Here is a 17,757-nt window from a genome sequence, read left to right as displayed (position 1 = left end):
AGTATGGTCCGATCGCGGAAGACGGTCAATCCCGAATCCGGGGGGCTACTGATGGGGATATCGGATCCGCGGGAAGGCCGGATCCAGCGAATCCCGCGGATCGACGGGCCTCGATCGCAAGCTTCGATGTCGGCGACGCATCCCTCTTGATAAGATGGTCGGGCCGAAGGGCGGTGGTGTCGAGATCGTCGGCCCGGCCCCGGACGTCCCCCGCGGGAGCCTTGAGGATGCGGATCATCGCCGGCCAACGGCGCGGGCATAAGTTCGACGGGCCCCGGGATCATTCCACGCGGCCGACCAGCGACCTGGTCCGCGAGGCGTTGTTCAACATCATCGGCGAGGTCGTCGAGGACTGGGTCGTGATCGACCTGTTCGCGGGGACCGGGGCCATCGGATTGGAGGCCCTGAGCCGGGGGGCCGCGCGGGCCATCTTCGTCGAGAAGAACCGCGAGAACGTGGCCCTGATCCGCCGCAACATCGCCACGCTCCACTACGAGGACAGGGCCTCGGTGGTGATGGCCGACGCCTATCGCTGGGGCAAGTCCTACGCCCCCGCCGACGACCAGCCGGTGGCCATCTACGTCGACCCGCCCTATGCCGACTACGAGGACCATCCCGGGAAGGTCAACAAGCTGATCACCGGGCTGGCCGCCGCGATGCCCGACGGCTCGATCCTGGCCGCCGAGTCCCGGCGCAAGCTCGACGCCGAGGTCCTGCCGGACCTGGAACTCTGGGACATCCGCCGCTACGGCGGGACGCAGGTCGCCATCCGGACCATCGGCGAGGTCCCCGAGGACGACGCGCCGTCGGACGAAGGGGTCGACGACCAGCAGGATGCCGCCGATGACGCCTCATGAATCGCGCCGGGCCTTCGCCACCGAGGTCGTGTCCCGCCTCCGCCAGGCCGGCTTCGAGGCGCTCTGGGCCGGCGGGTGCGTCCGCGACCTGATCCTGGGGGAGATGCCGGCGGATTTCGACGTGGCGACCTCGGCCACCCCGGATGAGGTGATGGGTTTGTTTCGCCGGACGATCCCGGTCGGGGTCAGCTTCGGGGTCGTCCGCGTGCTCGGCCCGCCCCCGGCGGGCGAGGTCGAGGTGGCCACGTTCCGGAGCGACGGGGCCTACCTCGACGGCCGGCATCCGGAATCGGTCCAGTTCGGCGACCCCCGCCGCGACGCCGAGCGCCGCGATTTCACCATCAACGGGATGTTCTACGACCCCATCGGCGGCGAGGTCATCGACCATGTCGGCGGCCGGGCCGACCTCGAAGCCCGCGTCCTGCGCGCCATCGGCGACCCCGAGGCGCGGTTCGCCGAGGACAAGCTCCGCCTCCTCCGCGCCGTCCGCTTCGCCGCGAGGCTGGGCCTCGCCATCGAGCCGAGGACCTGGTCGGCCCTGGTCGCGATGGCCTCGCAGATCCACGTCGTGGCCGTCGAGCGGATCGCCGACGAGTTGCGCAAGATGATGGTCCACCCGAGGCGGTCGGCCGCCCTGGACCTGGCGATGGAATCGGGCCTGGTCCGGGCCATCCTGCCGCCCGTGGCCCGGATGAAGGGGCTGTTCCAGGGGAAGCCGGTCCAGCCCGACGGCGACCTCTGGGATCACACCAAGCTCGTCCTCGACTTCTTACCTCCCGATCCCGGCTTCCCCCTAGCCTTCGCGGCGCTGCTCCACGACGTCGGCAAGCCCTCGACCCTGGCGTGGGCGGACGGCAAGGTTTCGTTCCACAACCACGAGCAGGTCGGCCGCACGATCGCCGAGAAGATCGCCCGGGATCTGAAGCTCGCCAACGCGGAGCGCGAGCACATCGCCTGGCTGGTCGAATATCACCAGTATCTCGGCCAGGCCACCCAGCTCCGCGAGGCCAAGCTCAAGCGGATCCTGTCCGCCCCGGGCATCGCCGACCTCCTGGCATTGCACCGCGCCGATGCCCTGGCCTCGACCGGCGATGCCTCGCAGGTCGACTACTGCGAGGCCTATCTCCGCGACCAGCCGACCGGGCCGATCAACCCGGCCCCCCTGCTCTCCGGCCACGACCTCGCCCGCCACGGACTCCGCCCCGGGCCCCGGTTCAAGACGATCCTCGAACTGGCCTACGAGGCCCAGCTCGAACGGACCATCCACAGCAAGCGCGACGCCCTGGAATGGGTCGACCGCTGGCTGGCCTCCGAAGGCACGACGCCCCAGGCCGATCCGGCCTGAACGCCGAGGCCCGGCTCAGACCGTCCACCGGCGAAGCCCATCATCGTGGATCACCGCGATGGTGGGCCGGGGCGTGCCCGCATCGAGCCGGAGCTTGAGCGGGAGCACCTCGCTGTCCAGCAGGTTGGCCTGACCCGGCTCGATCGATCCGGCCGACGTCAGGACACCGTCCCCGAGCCGATACAACTCAAGCCTCCAGGGCTTGCGATCGATGACCAGGAGTTCCCGGACGCCGACCTTGGCGTAGAAGTCGAGCTTCTCCCGGGACCGATCCGCGGGGCTGACGATCTCGACGGCGAAATCCGGTCCCCCCTCCCAATGGGTGTTCCAATCGCGAGAGGGGTTACCCACCAGATACACGGCGATGTCGGGACATCGATAATTCTGGACCCAACCCTGACCCCGATCGCTGACGTTCGTCCCGTGCAAGACCATCCCAAGCCCATCGTCCTCGATGGCCTCCAGGAAGGCTCTGGAAAGCCTCGTGCCGATCCGTTGATGCTCGACATTCGGAATTGGAGACACGAAAAGAACGCCCTCCCAGACTTCATCCCAACGATCGTCGCGTTCGAAATCGGACGGTGCGGAAGGAACCAGGGTGCGGGCGTCCATGTCGTGTCCCCTCATCGAAGGTTCAGCGGATCACTGTCCCGAGTCGGGCGGGATGATGCTGGGCAGTTCGAGCGGGCCGCGGCCGCCGGGGCCCTTGAGCATCTGGAACTTGGCCTGGGTGGTCTGCGACAGGCCGTGGATCTTGATGAAGCCCTGGGCGGCCGAGGCGTCGTACTGGTCGCCTTCCTCGTAGGTGGCGAGTTCGTGGCGATAGAGGCTGTGCTCGCTCTTGCGGCCCGAGATCGCGGCGTGCCCCTTGAACAGCTTGACCCGGGCCACGCCCGAGACGTACTGCTGGTTGGACACCACGAAGGCCATCAGGTCCTGGTGCAAGGCACTGAACCAGAGGCCGTTGTAGATCAGGTCCGAGTACTGCTGGCTGACCAGGGTCTTGAACCGGAGGGCTTCCTTGGAGAGCGTGAGGAACTCGATCTCGCGGTGGGCCTCGTGGAGGACCAGCGCGGCCGGGGCCTCATAAATCTCGCGAGACTTGATGCCGACCAGGCGGTTCTCGATGTGGTCGACCCGGCCCACGCCGTGGCTGCCGGCGATCTTGTTCAGGGTCTCGATCAGCTCGGCCCCGTCCATCCGCCGGCCGTCGAGGGCGACCGGGCGTCCGCGCTCGAACTCGATCTCGATTTCCTGGGGCTCGTCGGGGGCGTTGCGGGGGTCGACCGACCACTGGAACGTCTCGGGCGGGGGTTCGACCCAGGGGTCTTCCAGGATCCCGGCCTCGATCGAGCGGCCCCAGAGGTTCTGGTCGGTGCTGAAGATGCTCTTCTTGGTGGCCTCGACCTCGATGTTGTGGTCGGCCGCGTACTGGAGTTCCTGGGTCCGGGTCCACTTCCACTCGCGGACCGGGGCGATGATCTTGAGGTGCGGGGCCAGGGTCTGGAACGTGACGTCGAAGCGGACCTGGTCGTTCCCCTTGCCGGTGCAGCCGTGGGCCACGGCCACCGCGCCGTGCTCCTTGGCCACGCGGACCATGAGCTGGGCGATGAGCGGGCGGCCGAGCGCCGTGGCGAGCGGGTACTTGCCCTCGTACAGGGCGCCGGCCATCAGCGAGGGGAACGCGAAGAAGTCGACGAACAGGTTGCGGACGTCCTCGGCGATCGCCTCGACGGCGCCGGTGCGGAGGGCCTTATCGCGGATCGCCTGGATGTCCTGCCCCTGCCCCAGGTCGCAGGTGTAGGCGATCACGTCGAGACCATACGTCTCGTTGATCCACTTGACGGCGACCGAGGTGTCGAGCCCGCCGCTGTATGCCAATACGACCTTATCGCGTGCCACGTGCAAGTCCTTCGTTCTAACGGGAGAAAACGGCGTTTCGGGTTACTCGGCGGGGAGGTCGAACGTCTTGCGGAGGTATTCGAGCCCTTCCTGGCCCCGGTCGTGGCCGGTCGCCACGTTGATCCGGACCTCGGACGTGTTGATCAGGGCGATGTTGATCCCCCCCTCGGCCAGGGCCGCGAAGGTCCGGGCCGCGACCCCGGTGTGGGTCCGCATCCCGACGCCCAGGACGGCCAGCTTGGCGATGGCCGGCTCGACCGAGACGCTGCCCAGCCCGACGGCGGTGGCCGCCTCGGTGGCGCGGCGGACCTCGTGGCGGGGGACGGTGAACGAGAGGTGGGTGTGGCCCGAGGTGCTCACGTTCTGGACGATCATGTCCACGAAAACCTCGGCCTCCGCGATCTTGCGGAATACCTTGGCGGCGTAGCCCGGCTGGTCGGGGACGTCGTAGATCGTGACGCGGGCCTGGCCCTCGTCGAGTTCCACGCCGGAGATCACCAGGTCTTCCATGCCGGGGGGATGCGTGGCGACCTGGCCGTCCTCGGTGGCCGGCGGCCGGCGCGAGGCGCGGGTGGCCGACCAGTCCGGGGTGGCGTCGTCGGCGTCGCGGGGGCGATCCTCGACCGGCCGTTCCAACTCGAAGGCGCGGTGGACGACGCGGAGGGCCTCGGCGGAGCGGGACCGCTCGACCAGGACGCTGATCTTGATCTCGCTGGTGGTGATCATCTGGATGTTGATGCCGGCCTCGGCCAGGGCATCGAACATCTCGCGGGCCACGCCGGTGTGGGTCCGCATCCCCAGGCCGACCACGGAGACCTTGGCCACGTCGGCGTCGTGGGTGATCGCCCCGGTCGCGCCCACGGCCTCGGCGGCCTCGCGGGCCACGGCCAGGGTCTCCTCCAGGTCCCCCCCGGCCACGGTGAAGCTGACCTCGGTGACGCCCTCGGTGGCGATGTTCTGGACGATCATGTCCACGACGATGTTGGCCGCGGCGATCGCCCCGAAGATCGTCCGGACCACGCCGGGGCGGTCGGGCACGCCGGCGATCGTGATCCGGGCCTCGTCCTTGGCCAGGGCCGCCCCGCTGACGCGGACCCCGAGCCGGCGGGCATCCCCTTCGCTCACGATCCACGACCCCGGGGCGTCGGAGAACGAGCTGCGGACGTGGATCGGCACGCCGTACTTCTTGGCGAACTCGATCGACCGGGAGTGCATCACCCCCGCGCCCAGGCTGGCCAGTTCCAGCATCTCGTCGAAGCTGATCCGGTCCATCTTGCGGGCCTCGGTGCAGACCCGGGGGTCGGTGGTGTAGACCCCGTCGACGTCGGTGTAGATCTCGCAGGCGTCGGCGCCCAGGACGGCGGCCAGGGCCACGGCGGTGGTGTCCGACCCGCCCCGGCCGAGGGTCGTGATGTTGTAGTCGTCGTCGACCCCCTGGAACCCGGCGACGATGACGATCTTGCCCTCGTCCAGGGCCTGCGAGATCCGCGCCGTCGAGATGTTGCGGATCCGGGCCTTGGTGTGGAAGCTGTCCGTGACGATGCCGATCTGGGCGCCGGTGAAGCTGATCGACGGCACGCCCTGGGCCTGGATGGCCATGGCCATCAGGGCCACGGTGACCTGCTCGCCGGTGGAGAGGAGCATGTCCATCTCGCGGGCCGGCGGCCGTTCGTTGATCTCGCGGGCCAGGTCGATCAGCTCGTCGGTCGTGTGGCCCCGGGCCGAGACGACGACCAGGACTTTCGCCCCCCGGTCATGGGCCGCGATCGCCCGGCGCGCGGCGGCGAGGATCTTGGGAGCATCCGCGACGCTCGTCCCGCCGAATTTCTGAACCAGAAGGGCCACTCGTCCACGCTCCGTAGGTCGTCGATCAGCGATTGTTCGCGATGTCGAGGAAGGTGTTCATGAGGCGATGCCCGTCCGCCAGGGACGGGCCGCCGGCACGGGCCGCGGACGCCTCGTCGTAGGGGAACCCGGATGCCGCCAGGCCGGCCCCGGCCATCGCCCAGGGGACCCAGTCGCGGTCGTGGGCCTTGGTGCGGACCAGGGTCGCATGGTCGGGCGAGACCAGGATCCGCCCGCCATGCGAGTCGATCGCCCGCCGCATCGGGCCGACGATCTCGCGGTCGATCCGCTCCAGGGCCTCGACCTTGGCGTCGGCCCGGCCTTCATGGCTGGCCTCGTCGGGGGCCTCGATGTGGACGCACACGATGTCGTAGCGGTCGAGCGCCTCGACGCCGTACCGTCCCTTGGCGGCATAATCGGTGTCGAGGTAGCCGGTCGCCCCGGGCACGTCGATCCGATCCCAGCCGGCCAGCAGCCCGACGCCCCGGACCAGGTCCACGGCCGAGATGATCGCCCCGCGCAGGCCATGCAGGTCGGCGAATTTGCTCAGGCTGGGGGCCTTGCCCTGCCCCCAGAGCCAGATGGCATTGGCCGGCTTCTTGCCCAGGTCGGCCCGGGCCAGGTTCACCGGATGGTTCTCGACGATCTCCCGGCCTCGCTCGATCAGGTCGCGAAGCAGGTCGGACCCGGGGCCGGTCGGCAGGTACTCGGCGGCGGGCTGGTCGGGGTGGTCGTGGGGCGGGACGGTCTTGGTCGTCGGCCCGAACGGGGCGGGACGGCCGGCCCCGCGATAGATCATCAGGTTGCGGTAGCTGACCCCGGGCCGGAACTCGATGCCGTCGCCGCCCAGCCCTTTGTCGAGGGCGGCGATCAGCTCGGCGGCCTCCTCGGAGGTGATGTGGCCGGCGGTGAAATCGGAGAGGCGGCCGTCCTCGATCGTCATCAGGTTGCAGCGGATCGCCCAGTCCTCGGGGCCGAGTTCGACCCCGGCGGCGGCGGCCTCCAGCGGGGCGCGGCCGGTGAAGACCGCGTCCGGGTCGTAGCCGAACAGGCTCAGGGTGGCGACGTCGCTTCCGGGGAGGAAGCGATCGGGGACGTTCCTCGACCGGCCGAGCACGCCCTCGCGGGCGATCGCGTCCATCTCCGGGGTGCGGGCGGCCTGGAGCGGGGTCCGGCCCCCGAGCGATTCCAACGGCTCATCGGCGGCCCCGTCGGGGATCACGATCGCGAATTTCTGAGGCATGGAAGCGGGACCCTGGACGAGCGTGGGAATCGGACCGATCCGGCCCGGAGGTAGACGCCTCGCGGGACGGAACATCCGATCTTACCCGCGACGAGGCCGAGATTTAAGGGGGTGGTGGGCCGACCCGATCGGCCCCCTCATTCCTCGACGCCCAGGCAGACGCTCGGGGCGTGGACCACGTCCAGCCCATCGATGGCGCGGAGGGCGGCGTTGAGGTCCCCCTCGATGGCGAGGTGGGTCATGATGACCAGGGGGACCGGGGCATCGGCGGGCGCATCGTCCCCGGGGTCGTGCTGGATCACGCTGGCGATGCTGATGCCGTGATCGCCGAGGATCTTGGTCAAGGCGGCGATCACCCCGGGACGATCGGCGATCGTGAACCGGAGGTAGTACCGGCTGCGGACCTCGTGGGTCGTCACCAGCCGGGGGGACTGCCCCGCTCCGGACCAGAGATTCATGGCGCGGAAGGTCAGGGCGGCCCGGCCCACGACCACATCGATCAGGTCGCCGACCACCGCCGAGGCGGTCGGCATCGCCCCGGCCCCGCGTCCCGAGAACAGGGCGTCGCCCACCGCATCCCCGACCACCCGGACGGCATTGAACGGCCCCTTGACCTCGGCCAGAGGGTTGCCGCGGCGCACCAGCGTGGGGGCCACGCGGAGTTCCAGCCCGGGTTCGGACAGCTTGGCCAGGGCGAGCAGCTTGACCGAATAGCCCAGCTCGGCCGCGTAGGCGATGTCGGCCGGCTGGAGGCGGTCGATCCCCTCGCGGGGGATGTCGGCCGTGGTCACGTCGGCCCGGAACGCGATCTGGGCGAGCACCGCGAGCTTGTGAGCGGTGTCGGACCCGTCAACATCCAGGGTCGGATCGGCCTCGGCGAACCCCAGCGACTGGGCCTGGGCCAGGGCCGTGGCATAGGGCAGGCCGTCCCGGCTCATCGCCGTCAGGATGAAGTTGCAGGTGCCGTTGAGGATCGCCGCTAGGCCCTGGACCTGGTTGGCCGCCAGCCCGACCCCTAGGGCCTGGATGATCGGGATGCCCCCGGCCACGCTCCCCTCGAAGGCGATCGTCCGGCCGTGCTTGCGGGCGGCGGCGAACAGCTCGGCGCCGTGCTCGGCCAGCAGCGCCTTGTTGGCCGTCACCACGTCCTTGCCGTTCGCCAGCGAGGCCAGCAGGAGGTCGAGCGTGGGGTGGATGCCCCCCATCACCTCGACCACGATCGCGATCTCGGGGTCCTCGATGACCGAGCGGGGGTCGTCCGTGATCCTGTCGCCGGCGATCCGGCCCGCACGGGCCCGGCCGACGTCGCGCACGGCGGCCCGGCGGATCTCGATCCTCCGCCCCGCGCGGGCCGCGATCCGATCGCCATGCTCATCGAGGAGCTGAGCCACCCCCCCACCGACCGTCCCCAGGCCCAGCAGGCCCACCGCGACCGATTGCATCCCGCCCCCTCGACAACCGACCAGGGCCCCGCGCCGTCCCGCATCATCATCGTCGATCGGGCGCAGGCCGACGTCGCATCATAGGATATTCGGGGGTCCCGGTCATCCCCCGAGCCGGCCACGGCCCGCCCCGCCGGTGGGTTTCGGCGGGTCGGGACGTCGGGGGTGGCCCGTCGGGGGAGCTTGCGGTCAGATCTCGTTGACCGCGCGCTCGATCAGGCTCCGGGCCACCGACTGGGTCCCGGTGTGCTCGTAATAGTTGGTGGAGATGTCGATGAACGCGGCGACGTAGTCGAGCTTGCTCTCCGAGACGTCGATGAACTGCTTGACCTTGCCCAGCACCGAATCCTGCGTCAGGTGGTTCTGGATCGTGAAGTTGTTCATCCAGCCCCCGACGCCTTCGAGCGTCTGCTTCACGACGCCCATCTTGTGCGCGGGGTCGCCCGGGATGTACTGCTCGATCGACTGGTAGGTGGAGTTGCCCTGGAGTTCCGAGGCCCCCCCCTTGTTCAGGGCGTTGAACGCCTTGTCCAGGTAATCGGGGCCCAGCGGGATCAGGCCGTCCACGCAGATCAGCGCGGCGACTCGGATCAGGGCTTCTTCCTTGTAATTGGTCAGCCCCTTGACGAAGTCGCCGACGCTGTCGCCCGGGATGCCGTTGATCTGGCAGTAGGTCAGCATCTCCAGCAGGGTCTTGACGGCGAAGTCGAGGCTCTGGGCCTTCTCCGCCTTGGGGGTGACCCACTTGAGCAGCTTCATGAAGCTCCAGCTCTCGCCCACCTTGTTGACGAGCGAGGCGGCCCCCACCATGTTGCTCATGGTCTCGGCGGCGCCGTAGAGCCAGATGGCCCGCTGATAGCCCTGCTTCTTGTCGTTGTAGAGGGCCACGGCCCGCTCGCCGATCTTCTGGACCATCGCCTCGTCGGATTCGCCGGTGATGGTCTTGATCGTGTGCTCGAAGCCGACGAGGTTGGTGTAGTTCCCCGGTACGATCGTGTCGATCGCCTTGAGCATCCGGACGGTCAGGTTTGATTCGGGCAGATCGTCGACGAGCTTGAAAATCGACGCGCTCATGATGATGGTTCCGACGGTGGAGGGATGGATCCGGGGGATGAATCTTCGGCGCGGGGCCCGGGCGTCCGGCCGGGGCTCACTGGATCTTGGCGTAGGCCGCGAGGTTGGGCAGGTCGAATCGCCGGATCCAGGACTCTCGCCCCGCCTTGTCGATCCCCGCATCCTTGGACCGGACCTGGACCTGCATCCGGTTCTCGACCAGGATGGCCGTGCCCAGGCTGCCGACTTCGACCTCGGGATAGGTGTCCAGGGTCAGGGTCGCATCGCGGAATTTCTGGGCCGCCTCGGGGTTGCTGGTCGTGTCGAAGATCGAAAGGGTGGCGAGCACCTCCCCCCCCTTCTTCACCTCGGCTTCGGCGAAGCCCTTCTTCTCCTGCGTGTAGATGACCGAGAAATCCCCTTCCGATCGTGGGAAGAACTTGTTGAAGTCACCCCCGGCGACGGCCTCGTCGGAGGTCGCCTTCTGGCCCCGCGTCTCCTGCTGGACCTTATCGAATCGATTCGGCTCGTCGTGGCAGCCGGCGCACGCGAGCAGGAGCATCAGGGGGAGCAATCCCCCTCGGGTTCTCGGTCGGGGCATGGTCGTTTCCGTCATGACGATCCTCGGTGAAAGAGTCGTGGCTGGAGGACGACGGGAGGATGGCCGTTCGGACCGGACGGCGGACGGGCCCCGGACCCGGCCCCTCGCCGGGCGAGGGTGGGGGCGGCCTGCTGGTCCCGGTGGTGATATCCCAGGGTGTGAATCTATCTCACCCCAGGATCCCACGCCATGATCCGACGCGGGCATCCCGGGAGTGCGGGAGGGCCGGACGTTCGTGTCCATCCCGCCTTACGCCAGGATCGAGAGCTGGCCCCGGGTCACGCCATACTGGTTGGTCGCCTTCAGCTCTCGCCAGAGATCCTTTGCATTGCGCGTGCCATCCATCGCCCCCCGGTACAGGGACAGGATGCGCCCCACCGCCCCGGGGTCGTCGTCGAGGAACTCGACCCGGAAGTGGCGGACGCCCCGGGCGATGAGCCGCGGGAGGAACTCGGCGGCGGTCTGGGGAACCGCGTTGTAGAGCGTGTTCCGGCAGCCGACATCGGCCTTCAGCGGGTGTTCCATTCCCACCCGATCGCGCAGCTTCACGTCGTGGGAGTCGCACGGCCGTCCGCAATTCGTCGCGTTGTTCCCGGGCGAGAGGAAGGCGCAGAAGACGCAATGCTCCATGTGGAACATGGGGATTTGCTGGTGGATCACGACCTCCAGCCAGCCGGCCGGCGTGGCCCGAATCAGGTCGTCCAGCTGCTCGAAGCTCAGGTCATAGGAGGCCGCGACCCGTTGCGCCCCCCGGCCCATGAAGTAGTCGACCGCCAGCTCGTTGGCGGCGTTCAGAGAGAAGTCGACGACGAACGGCACGCCCCGATCCGCGCAGTGGAACAGCCCGGCCGGGTTGCGGACCAGCAACCCGTCGGCACCCTGCTTCTCCAGGTAGCGGAACAGGTTGGCCTCGCCCGGCTTCTGGATCCGCGTGGTCGCCAGGTAGATCGCCGTCCCGTCGACCTTGCGGGCCGCCCCAACCGCGGCGCCATACTGTTTGATGTCCTGGAACTCGGCATAGATCGTCCGGACGCCCCGGGCCGTGGCCGCCTCGATCTGCTCGACCGTCCGGCACAGGGCCGAGAGGACCGGCGGCTCCGGGGGGGCCGCGATGACCGTGGGGCGGAGCCCATCCAGCACCGGCCCTTCGGCGATCGCGCGGGCGGGGATCAACGTCTGGGCGTCGAGGGATTCCACCAGCCTGCGGCGGAGGTCGTTGAGCAGGCTGCGGGGGACGAGCGGCCCCCCCTCGATCGATGCGGCGAAGTCGCCCAGCTCGTAGATCGTGCCGCCCAGCCGATCGAACTGGGCCCGCAGGTCGTCCGCCGTCGCCGGTCGGTTGGTCGCCGGGTCGAGGGGCATCTCGGACGCCATCTCGGCCCGGGCACCGCTGGAAGCGACCGCGGAGATTTGCAGGGGCTCGCCGGCGTGGGCTCGGATCCGGACGTCGAGGGCCGCCTTGCGTCGGGGCGGCCCCTCGAAGGTGCGGCGGAGCCTGCGGGTCAGCTCGGGATCATCGGTCTTCCAGGCCCTCTGGCCGGGGCGGAGGAGCCGGACGTCGAGATCACGCCGCCCAAACCCGAGCTGCGCCGGGCCGGCGGCCAGCCCTTCGGGCCCGACCGGTGCCGGGGCCGCGAATCGCCCGCGTCCGGACGCATCCCGGAAGACCTCGTAGACCCGCCCCCCCTGCTCCTCGACGCCCGCCTGCTCGTCGCCGTCGAACACGATCCCGTCGCCGGGCTTCACCGGGGCGGACAAATTCAGGCAGACGCGGCCATTCGCGAGAGAGGTGATCTCGCCGACGTAAACGCCTCGCTTCTTGGCGTAGTCACCGCGGACCAGGACTTTGTGATCGTTGCCGTCCAGGAAGCCGTGGCTGAATCCGCGCGAGAACGACAGTTCCATCTCGCGGACCGCGTCGGGGTCGGCCGCCCGTGGTTGGCCCGAGACGGCCTGATCGATGGCCTCGCGATAGTGGCGGGTGATGTTCGCCACGTATTCGGGGGCCTTGAGGCGGCCCTCGATCTTGAGGCTGGCGACGCCCAGTTCGATCAGCGCCGGGACGAGGTCGTGGGCGGAGAGGTCCTGGGGGCTGAGGAGGAATTTCGTCTTCCCCAGGTCCTGAAGCTCTCCGTCGCACACGATTTCATAGGGCATCCGGCAGGCCTGGGCGCACTCGCCCCGATTGGCCGACCGGCCGCCGAGGGCCTCGCTGGTCAGGCATTGCCCGGAATAGGCCACGCACAGGGCCCCGTGGACGAAGACCTCGACCGGCAGGTCGGACTCGGCGCGGACCTTGGCGATCTCGCGGAGCGAGAGTTCGCGGGCCAGGATGACCCGGGTGCAGCCGAGTTCGCGGGCGAGCCGGACCCCCTCGGCGCTGGTGATCGACATCTGGGTCGAGGCGTGGATCTCCAGGTCGGGCGTGATCGCCCGGATCAACCGTGCCAGGCCGACATCCTGGACGATCGCGGCATCGACGCCCGCCTCGGCGACCCGGCGGATCGCCCTTTCCAGGTCGGCCAGCTCGGAGGGGAACGCCAGGGTGTTGAGCGTGACGTAACCCTTGACCCCCCGCCGGTGGAGCAGGGTCATCGCCCCGTCGAGGTCATCCAGGGCGAAGTTGGCCGCCCGGGCGCGGGCGTTGTGCCCCTGGAGGCCGAAGTAGACGGCGTCGGCCCCATTCTCGATGGCCGCGACCATGCATTCGCGGTTGCCGGCCGGCGAGAGCAATTCCGGACGGGCGAGCGCGGGGGTTCGATCGAGCCGGGGTTCCAACGCTGTCGACACGGAGAAAGGCTTTCTCGATCGGGGGAGGGTCGGTCGGGATGCTCAACCATTATCCGGTCAGGGACTACCGCCGACAAGCCAACCCGAGGGGTCCGAGTCGCCTCGGCGGGGCTTTTCTCGAATCGCCGGTTTCGCGATTGACAGTCTCGGCGAGTCCGGCTTTAATCACCTCCGCTCCGCAAGCCTGCCGACATCGACGTCGGGATCGGCTTGCCCGCACCCATACCCCTCAAGGAGCGAGGGGGATCAGCAACTCCCCGGAGTTGAGCCTGGCTCGGAACGGATTCCGGATGGCCCCGCCACCCCATCTCGTCCGACACCCCGCTAAACACCCGTGATGGCCGGCCGATCCGCGAGGATCGTCATCAACGAGTCGCACCGTCGTCTCGATCGCTTTGGATTTGCTTCGAACCGACGCGCCTGGAGGGCGTTGGTCGAGTCCTGGGGCAGCGACGTCGCTCCCTGTTCTCGGCCCGGTTCACTTGAGTCGGACCTAATTGCAGCCGCGCCCCGATCCGCACCTTTCCGTCGAACCCGAAACTGCACCACGGAAAGCTCCGATCGGCGGCCGGCTACAAGGGAGTTCCCATGCACCGGATGCGCCGCCTCATCGTTCCCGCCGGCTTGATCGCGATCGTCGTCCTCGGGTCTGCCGACCGGGCCACCGCCGCCCTGCTCCGCCCCAACGATCAACGCGAGTTCCCCGACATCACGGCCTTCGCCAACGGGTCGCAGACCTATTCCTACGATGCGTCGACCGGCACCGGCGTCTTCCAGCTGACCAACCTGCCCTTCCTGCTCACGACCGGCAGGACGTCGAGCGGCGGCTTCGACGAGTACGACGTCACCAAGTCCGATAGCGGCATGCGGCTCCAGACGGTCACGGCGGTCCTCGACTCCAACGGCCGGCTCGTCGACAGCGACAAGAACTCGTTCCAGCTCTACGGCAAGGTGGTCGTCGGCGACCAGACCTACACCGGCCTGCTGCTCCAGGGGACGCCGACCGCGTTCGGTTCGGAAGACCTCGGCAAGGCGGTCACGGGCGAGGATATCTTCGATCTCCAGCTGAAGATCACCGGGGGCGTGCTCGCGGCCAGCTACGGGCCGGATGCCTACATCCGGGTCACGTCCGAGGCCAACAGCACCTTCCAGGGCGTCTTCACCGCCGACTTCGCCAGCGAGAAGGTCCTGACCAACACCCACCGGACCAGCACCCCGATCCCGCCGCCCGTCCCCGAGCCGACCACTTTGGTCGTCCTGCTCGCCTGCGGTGCCGGCCTGTTCTATCGGGGCCGCCGCCGGATCACGACCCGGGATCTCGGGGCCTGAGAAACGGCCCGGACTCGATCGAAACACCACCAGGCCCGGGTTGATTTTCGGATCAGCCCGGGCCTCGTCATCGGCCGATCAGTCGGCCGCAAAGGTCGCCGAGAGCTTGCCGAGGGCCTCGTTCTCGATCTGGCGGACCCGCTCCCGGGTCAGGCCCAGGGATTCGCCGATCTCCTTGAGCGTCTTCGGCGGGGCGTCGTTCAGGCCGAACCGCATCCGCAGGACGGTGGCCTCGCGCTTGTCCATCTCGTTGAGCCGGTGCATGACCAGCTTGAGGTTGTCGGCCTCGACCATCTCGACGTCGGGGGCCTTGGTCCGCTCGTCCATGAGCATCTCGCCCAGGCTCCAGCCGTTCTCGGGCTGGTCGGTCTGGGGGACGAGGTTGTAGACCTTGATCGCCTTCTTGACGATCGCCAGCTTCTTCTTGGGCAGTTCCAGGGCCCGGGCGATCTCCTCGACGGTCGCCGGTCGCTTCAGCGAATCCTGGAGGTCGGCGGCCATCTTCCGCCACTTGCTCAGCAGCTCGACCATGTAGGCCGGGATCCGGATCGGCTTGGCCGTATTGACCAGGGCCCGCTTGATCGACTGCTTGATCCAGTAGCTGGCGTAGGTGCTGAACCGGGTGCCGACGGCCGGGTCGAACCCTTCCACGGCGCGGAGGAGGCCGAGGTTCCCCTCCTCGATCAGGTCTTGCAGGGCCAATCCCTTGCCCACATAGCCCCGAGCGATGTTCACCACCAGCCGCAAGTTGGCGCGGACCATCCGGTCCCGGGCCGCCTTGCTCGCTTCCAAGTCGCTTTCGGCGATCCTTCGCGCGAGCATCTTCTCTTCGTCGGCGTTGAGCAGAGCGGTTTCGTTGATCTCCCGGAGATACGTCTCCAGGGGACTCTGCACCGTGTCTCGGCGATGTCGTCGAATACGGGCCATGAAGGAACCTCGTCGTCGGTCGTTCTCGTGTAGGGGTCCGCCCGGCGGGCCGGATCGTCGAGATAAGGGCCAGCGGGCTCTGCCCCTCATGGGCCAACCTTCCGCTCCCCGGTCAGGCCCTTGCCAGGCCCCCGGGCTCGACCCGCGGCCGATCCGGCCTCCGCCGCCGCCTACGAGTCACCCTCTGCCTTTGCCGTCAGAAAGTCCGCGAGAACTTCCCGACCTGAGATTAGCTATCGACCCGTACTCTGGGTAACTTGAGATGACTTTGGAAATATGGGAGTTACCGGCAATTTGATAGTAATGCAGTTTGTTGCGGATGGGTAGTCAAGCCCGGTTACGTTGGAAATCTGGGGCGTGCGCGCAAAAAAAGGTCGCCGTCCCCTCGGAGAGGAGACGGCGACCAGGATCATACGGTTGCGAGGGTGGGCTTATTCGCCTTCGGCCGGGGCCTCGGGCTCGGACGAAGCCGGGGCTTCGGCGGCGGGTTCGGGCTCGGCCGGGGTCGAATCCCCGCCCATGCTGAACAGCGGGCCGGAGCCGCCCAGGCCGCCCTTGAGCCCCTTGACTTCGGGCTTGGGCGCGGGGGCCTCGGACTTGGGCGAACCGGCCGAGGCGGTCGACGCCTCGCCGCCCTCTTCGGGCTCGCCGTCTTCCTTGGACCAGTGGGCCTTCTTGCGAGACAGGCCGATCTTCCGCTCGCCGCGGTCGACGCGGAGGATCTTGACCTCGATGTCGTCGCCGACGTTGACGACTTCCTCGGGGCTATCGACCTTGTGGTCGGCCAGCTCCGAGATGTGGAGCAGGCCTTCCAGGCCGGCTTCCAGCTCGACGAAGACGCCGAAGTTGGTCAGCTTGGTGACCTTGCCGGTGACCACATCGCCGGGGCCATAGCGGGCCGGGATGTCGGTCTCCCAGGGATCGTCCTTGAGCTGCTTGAGACCGAGCGCGATGCGCTTGCGGTCCTGGTCGACGTTGAGGACCTGGCAGCGGATCTTCTGGCCCTTCTCGAGCACCTCGTTGGGGTGGCCGATCTTGCGGGTCCAGCTCATGTCGGAGATGTGGAGGAGGCCGTCGATGCCCTCCTCGATCTCGATGAACGCCCCGTAGTTGGTCAGGTTGCGGACGGTCCCCTCGATCATCGTGCCGGGGGGATACTTGTGCGCGACCTGGTCCCACGGGTTGGTCTGGGTCTGCTTCATCCCCAGGGAGATTTCTTGCTTCTCCTTGTTGATGGCCAGGACCACGACCTCGATCTTGTCGCCGATGTTCACCAGCTCGGAGGGGTGATTGATGCGCTTGGTCCAGCTCATCTCGGAGATGTGGACCAGGCCCTCGATCCCTTCCTCAAGCTTGACGAACGCGCCGTAGCTCATGACGTTGACGACTTCGCCCATCACGCGGGTGGTGACGGGGTACTTGTCGGCGACGTTTTCCCACGGGCTGGCGGACTTCTGCTTCAGGCCGAGCGCGATCTTCTCGCGGTCCTTGTCCACGTTGAGGACCATGACCTCGATCTGATCGTCGATCTTGACCATGTCCGAGGGGTGGTTGATCCGGCCCCACGACATGTCGGTGATGTGCAGCAGGCCGTCGATGCCGCCGAGGTCGACGAACGCGCCGAAGTCGGCGATGTTCTTGACCGTGCCCTTGCGGACCTGGCCGGTCTCGATCTCCGAGAGCAGGTGCTTCTTCTGCTGCTCGCGGGTGATCTCGATCAGCTTGCGGCGAGACACGACGATGTTGCGCCGACCCTCGTCGATCTTGAGGATCATGCAGTGGATTTCTTGGTCGATGTAGTCGGCGATGTCCGACGGGCGGCGGATGTCGACCTGGCTGGCGGGCAGGAAGACGTTGACGCCGATGTCGACCAGGAGGCCGCCCTTGATCTTGCGGGTCACCTTGCCCGAGACCGAGTCGCCCTCGTGGTACTTGGAGATCACCATCTCCCACTGGCGCATCCGGTGCGCCTTCTTCCGCGACAGGACGATCTCGCCGGTCTCGTCCTCCATGCCTTCGAGGAGGACCTCGACGGCGTCGCCGGGCTTGGGCGGCTCTTCGCCGTCTTCCCACTCGTTGAGCGGGACGAGCCCTTCGGACTTGTAGCCGACGTCGACGATGACCTGGTCGCCGACGATCTCGATGACCTTGCCGGAGACGATCCCGCCGATGTCGAAATTTTGGCCATCGGTCAGGAAGCGATCGAAGTCGTTCTCGCCGTCCTCGCCAACGGTCATCAAGCCGAGTTCATCGTCGCTGACGTCGAACTCACGGAGCAGATTGCGATCTACCATAGTTGGGTGTGATTTCATCCAGCCCCCGTCGGGGACGACGGGGGAATCCGGGCCGGGCATCGCGGGGCGACGACGCGCAGTCCGAATCGCGGGCCGGGGTCGCTCAGGGCGTGGAGGCCTGGGCGGTGG

At 68.1% G+C, this 17,757-nt stretch carries 13 protein-coding genes; 3 read left to right on the top strand and 10 right to left on the bottom strand.

Annotated features, from left to right (window positions below; genetic code table 11):
• Nucleotides 1-227: 227 nt before the first annotated feature.
• Nucleotides 228-857, top strand: coding sequence for a 16S rRNA (guanine(966)-N(2))-methyltransferase RsmD (rsmD, locus tag TA3x_RS13715; protein ID WP_435022120.1), 630 nt, complete (start codon nucleotides 228-230; stop codon nucleotides 855-857).
• Nucleotides 844-2,202 (top strand): CCA tRNA nucleotidyltransferase, encoded by a 1,359-nt coding sequence (locus TA3x_RS13710; RefSeq protein WP_435022118.1) that lies wholly within the window; start codon nucleotides 844-846, stop codon nucleotides 2,200-2,202. The genes rsmD and TA3x_RS13710 overlap by 14 nt, the downstream gene beginning before the upstream one ends.
• A 15-nt stretch (nucleotides 2,203-2,217) precedes the next feature.
• On the opposite strand, the gene TA3x_RS13705 is transcribed toward TA3x_RS13710, so the two are convergent.
• From TA3x_RS13705 to TA3x_RS13670, 8 genes are all read right to left on the bottom strand, one after another.
• Nucleotides 2,218-2,814 (bottom strand): Uma2 family endonuclease, encoded by a 597-nt coding sequence (locus TA3x_RS13705; protein WP_435022116.1) that lies wholly within the window; start codon nucleotides 2,812-2,814, stop codon nucleotides 2,218-2,220.
• A 30-nt stretch (nucleotides 2,815-2,844) separates the two neighbouring features.
• Nucleotides 2,845-4,104 carry an argininosuccinate synthase gene (locus TA3x_RS13700; protein ID WP_435022114.1) on the bottom strand — a complete coding sequence of 420 codons (1,260 nt, stop codon included), beginning with the start codon at nucleotides 4,102-4,104 and terminating at the stop codon, nucleotides 2,845-2,847.
• A gap of 42 nt (nucleotides 4,105-4,146) precedes the next feature.
• Complete coding sequence (locus TA3x_RS13695) at nucleotides 4,147-5,949, bottom strand: aspartate kinase (protein ID WP_435022112.1); 1,803 nt, start codon at nucleotides 5,947-5,949, stop codon at nucleotides 4,147-4,149.
• Nucleotides 5,950-5,974: 25 nt separating this feature from the next.
• Entirely contained in the window at nucleotides 5,975-7,192 is a 1,218-nt protein-coding gene (locus TA3x_RS13690; RefSeq protein WP_435022110.1) for a cofactor-independent phosphoglycerate mutase, read from the bottom strand.
• A 137-nt stretch (nucleotides 7,193-7,329) separates the two neighbouring features.
• The gene (locus TA3x_RS13685; RefSeq protein WP_435022108.1) at nucleotides 7,330-8,634 is read right to left on the bottom strand and encodes a homoserine dehydrogenase; all 1,305 of its coding nucleotides are present in this window, start codon (nucleotides 8,632-8,634) and stop codon (nucleotides 7,330-7,332) included.
• A 189-nt stretch (nucleotides 8,635-8,823) separates the two neighbouring features.
• Nucleotides 8,824-9,708 (bottom strand): hypothetical protein, encoded by an 885-nt coding sequence (locus TA3x_RS13680; protein ID WP_435022106.1) that lies wholly within the window; start codon nucleotides 9,706-9,708, stop codon nucleotides 8,824-8,826.
• A gap of 76 nt (nucleotides 9,709-9,784) precedes the next feature.
• The gene (locus tag TA3x_RS13675; RefSeq protein WP_435022104.1) at nucleotides 9,785-10,288 is read right to left on the bottom strand and encodes a hypothetical protein; all 504 of its coding nucleotides are present in this window, start codon (nucleotides 10,286-10,288) and stop codon (nucleotides 9,785-9,787) included.
• A 249-nt stretch (nucleotides 10,289-10,537) separates the two neighbouring features.
• Complete coding sequence (locus TA3x_RS13670; protein ID WP_435022360.1) at nucleotides 10,538-12,991, bottom strand: DUF3656 domain-containing U32 family peptidase; 2,454 nt, start codon at nucleotides 12,989-12,991, stop codon at nucleotides 10,538-10,540.
• Between the two features lie 675 nt (nucleotides 12,992-13,666).
• On the opposite strand from TA3x_RS13670, the gene TA3x_RS13665 reads away from it, so the two are divergent.
• Entirely contained in the window at nucleotides 13,667-14,407 is a 741-nt protein-coding gene (locus tag TA3x_RS13665) for a PEP-CTERM sorting domain-containing protein (RefSeq protein ID WP_435022102.1), read from the top strand.
• 78 nt (nucleotides 14,408-14,485) lie between these two features.
• Here TA3x_RS13665 and TA3x_RS13660 read toward each other — a convergent pair whose 3' ends face one another.
• Nucleotides 14,486-15,334, bottom strand: coding sequence for a sigma-70 family RNA polymerase sigma factor (locus TA3x_RS13660; RefSeq protein WP_435022100.1), 849 nt, complete (start codon nucleotides 15,332-15,334; stop codon nucleotides 14,486-14,488).
• Nucleotides 15,335-15,765: 431 nt separating this feature from the next.
• The gene (locus TA3x_RS13655) at nucleotides 15,766-17,628 is read right to left on the bottom strand and encodes a 30S ribosomal protein S1 (protein WP_435022098.1); all 1,863 of its coding nucleotides are present in this window, start codon (nucleotides 17,626-17,628) and stop codon (nucleotides 15,766-15,768) included.
• Nucleotides 17,629-17,757: the final 129 nt, after the last annotated feature.

Source organism: Tundrisphaera macrotermitis (assembly GCF_051175315.1).
GTDB lineage: Bacteria > Planctomycetota > Planctomycetia > Isosphaerales > Isosphaeraceae > Tundrisphaera.
This window is presented reverse-complemented; position numbering and strand designations above follow the sequence as displayed.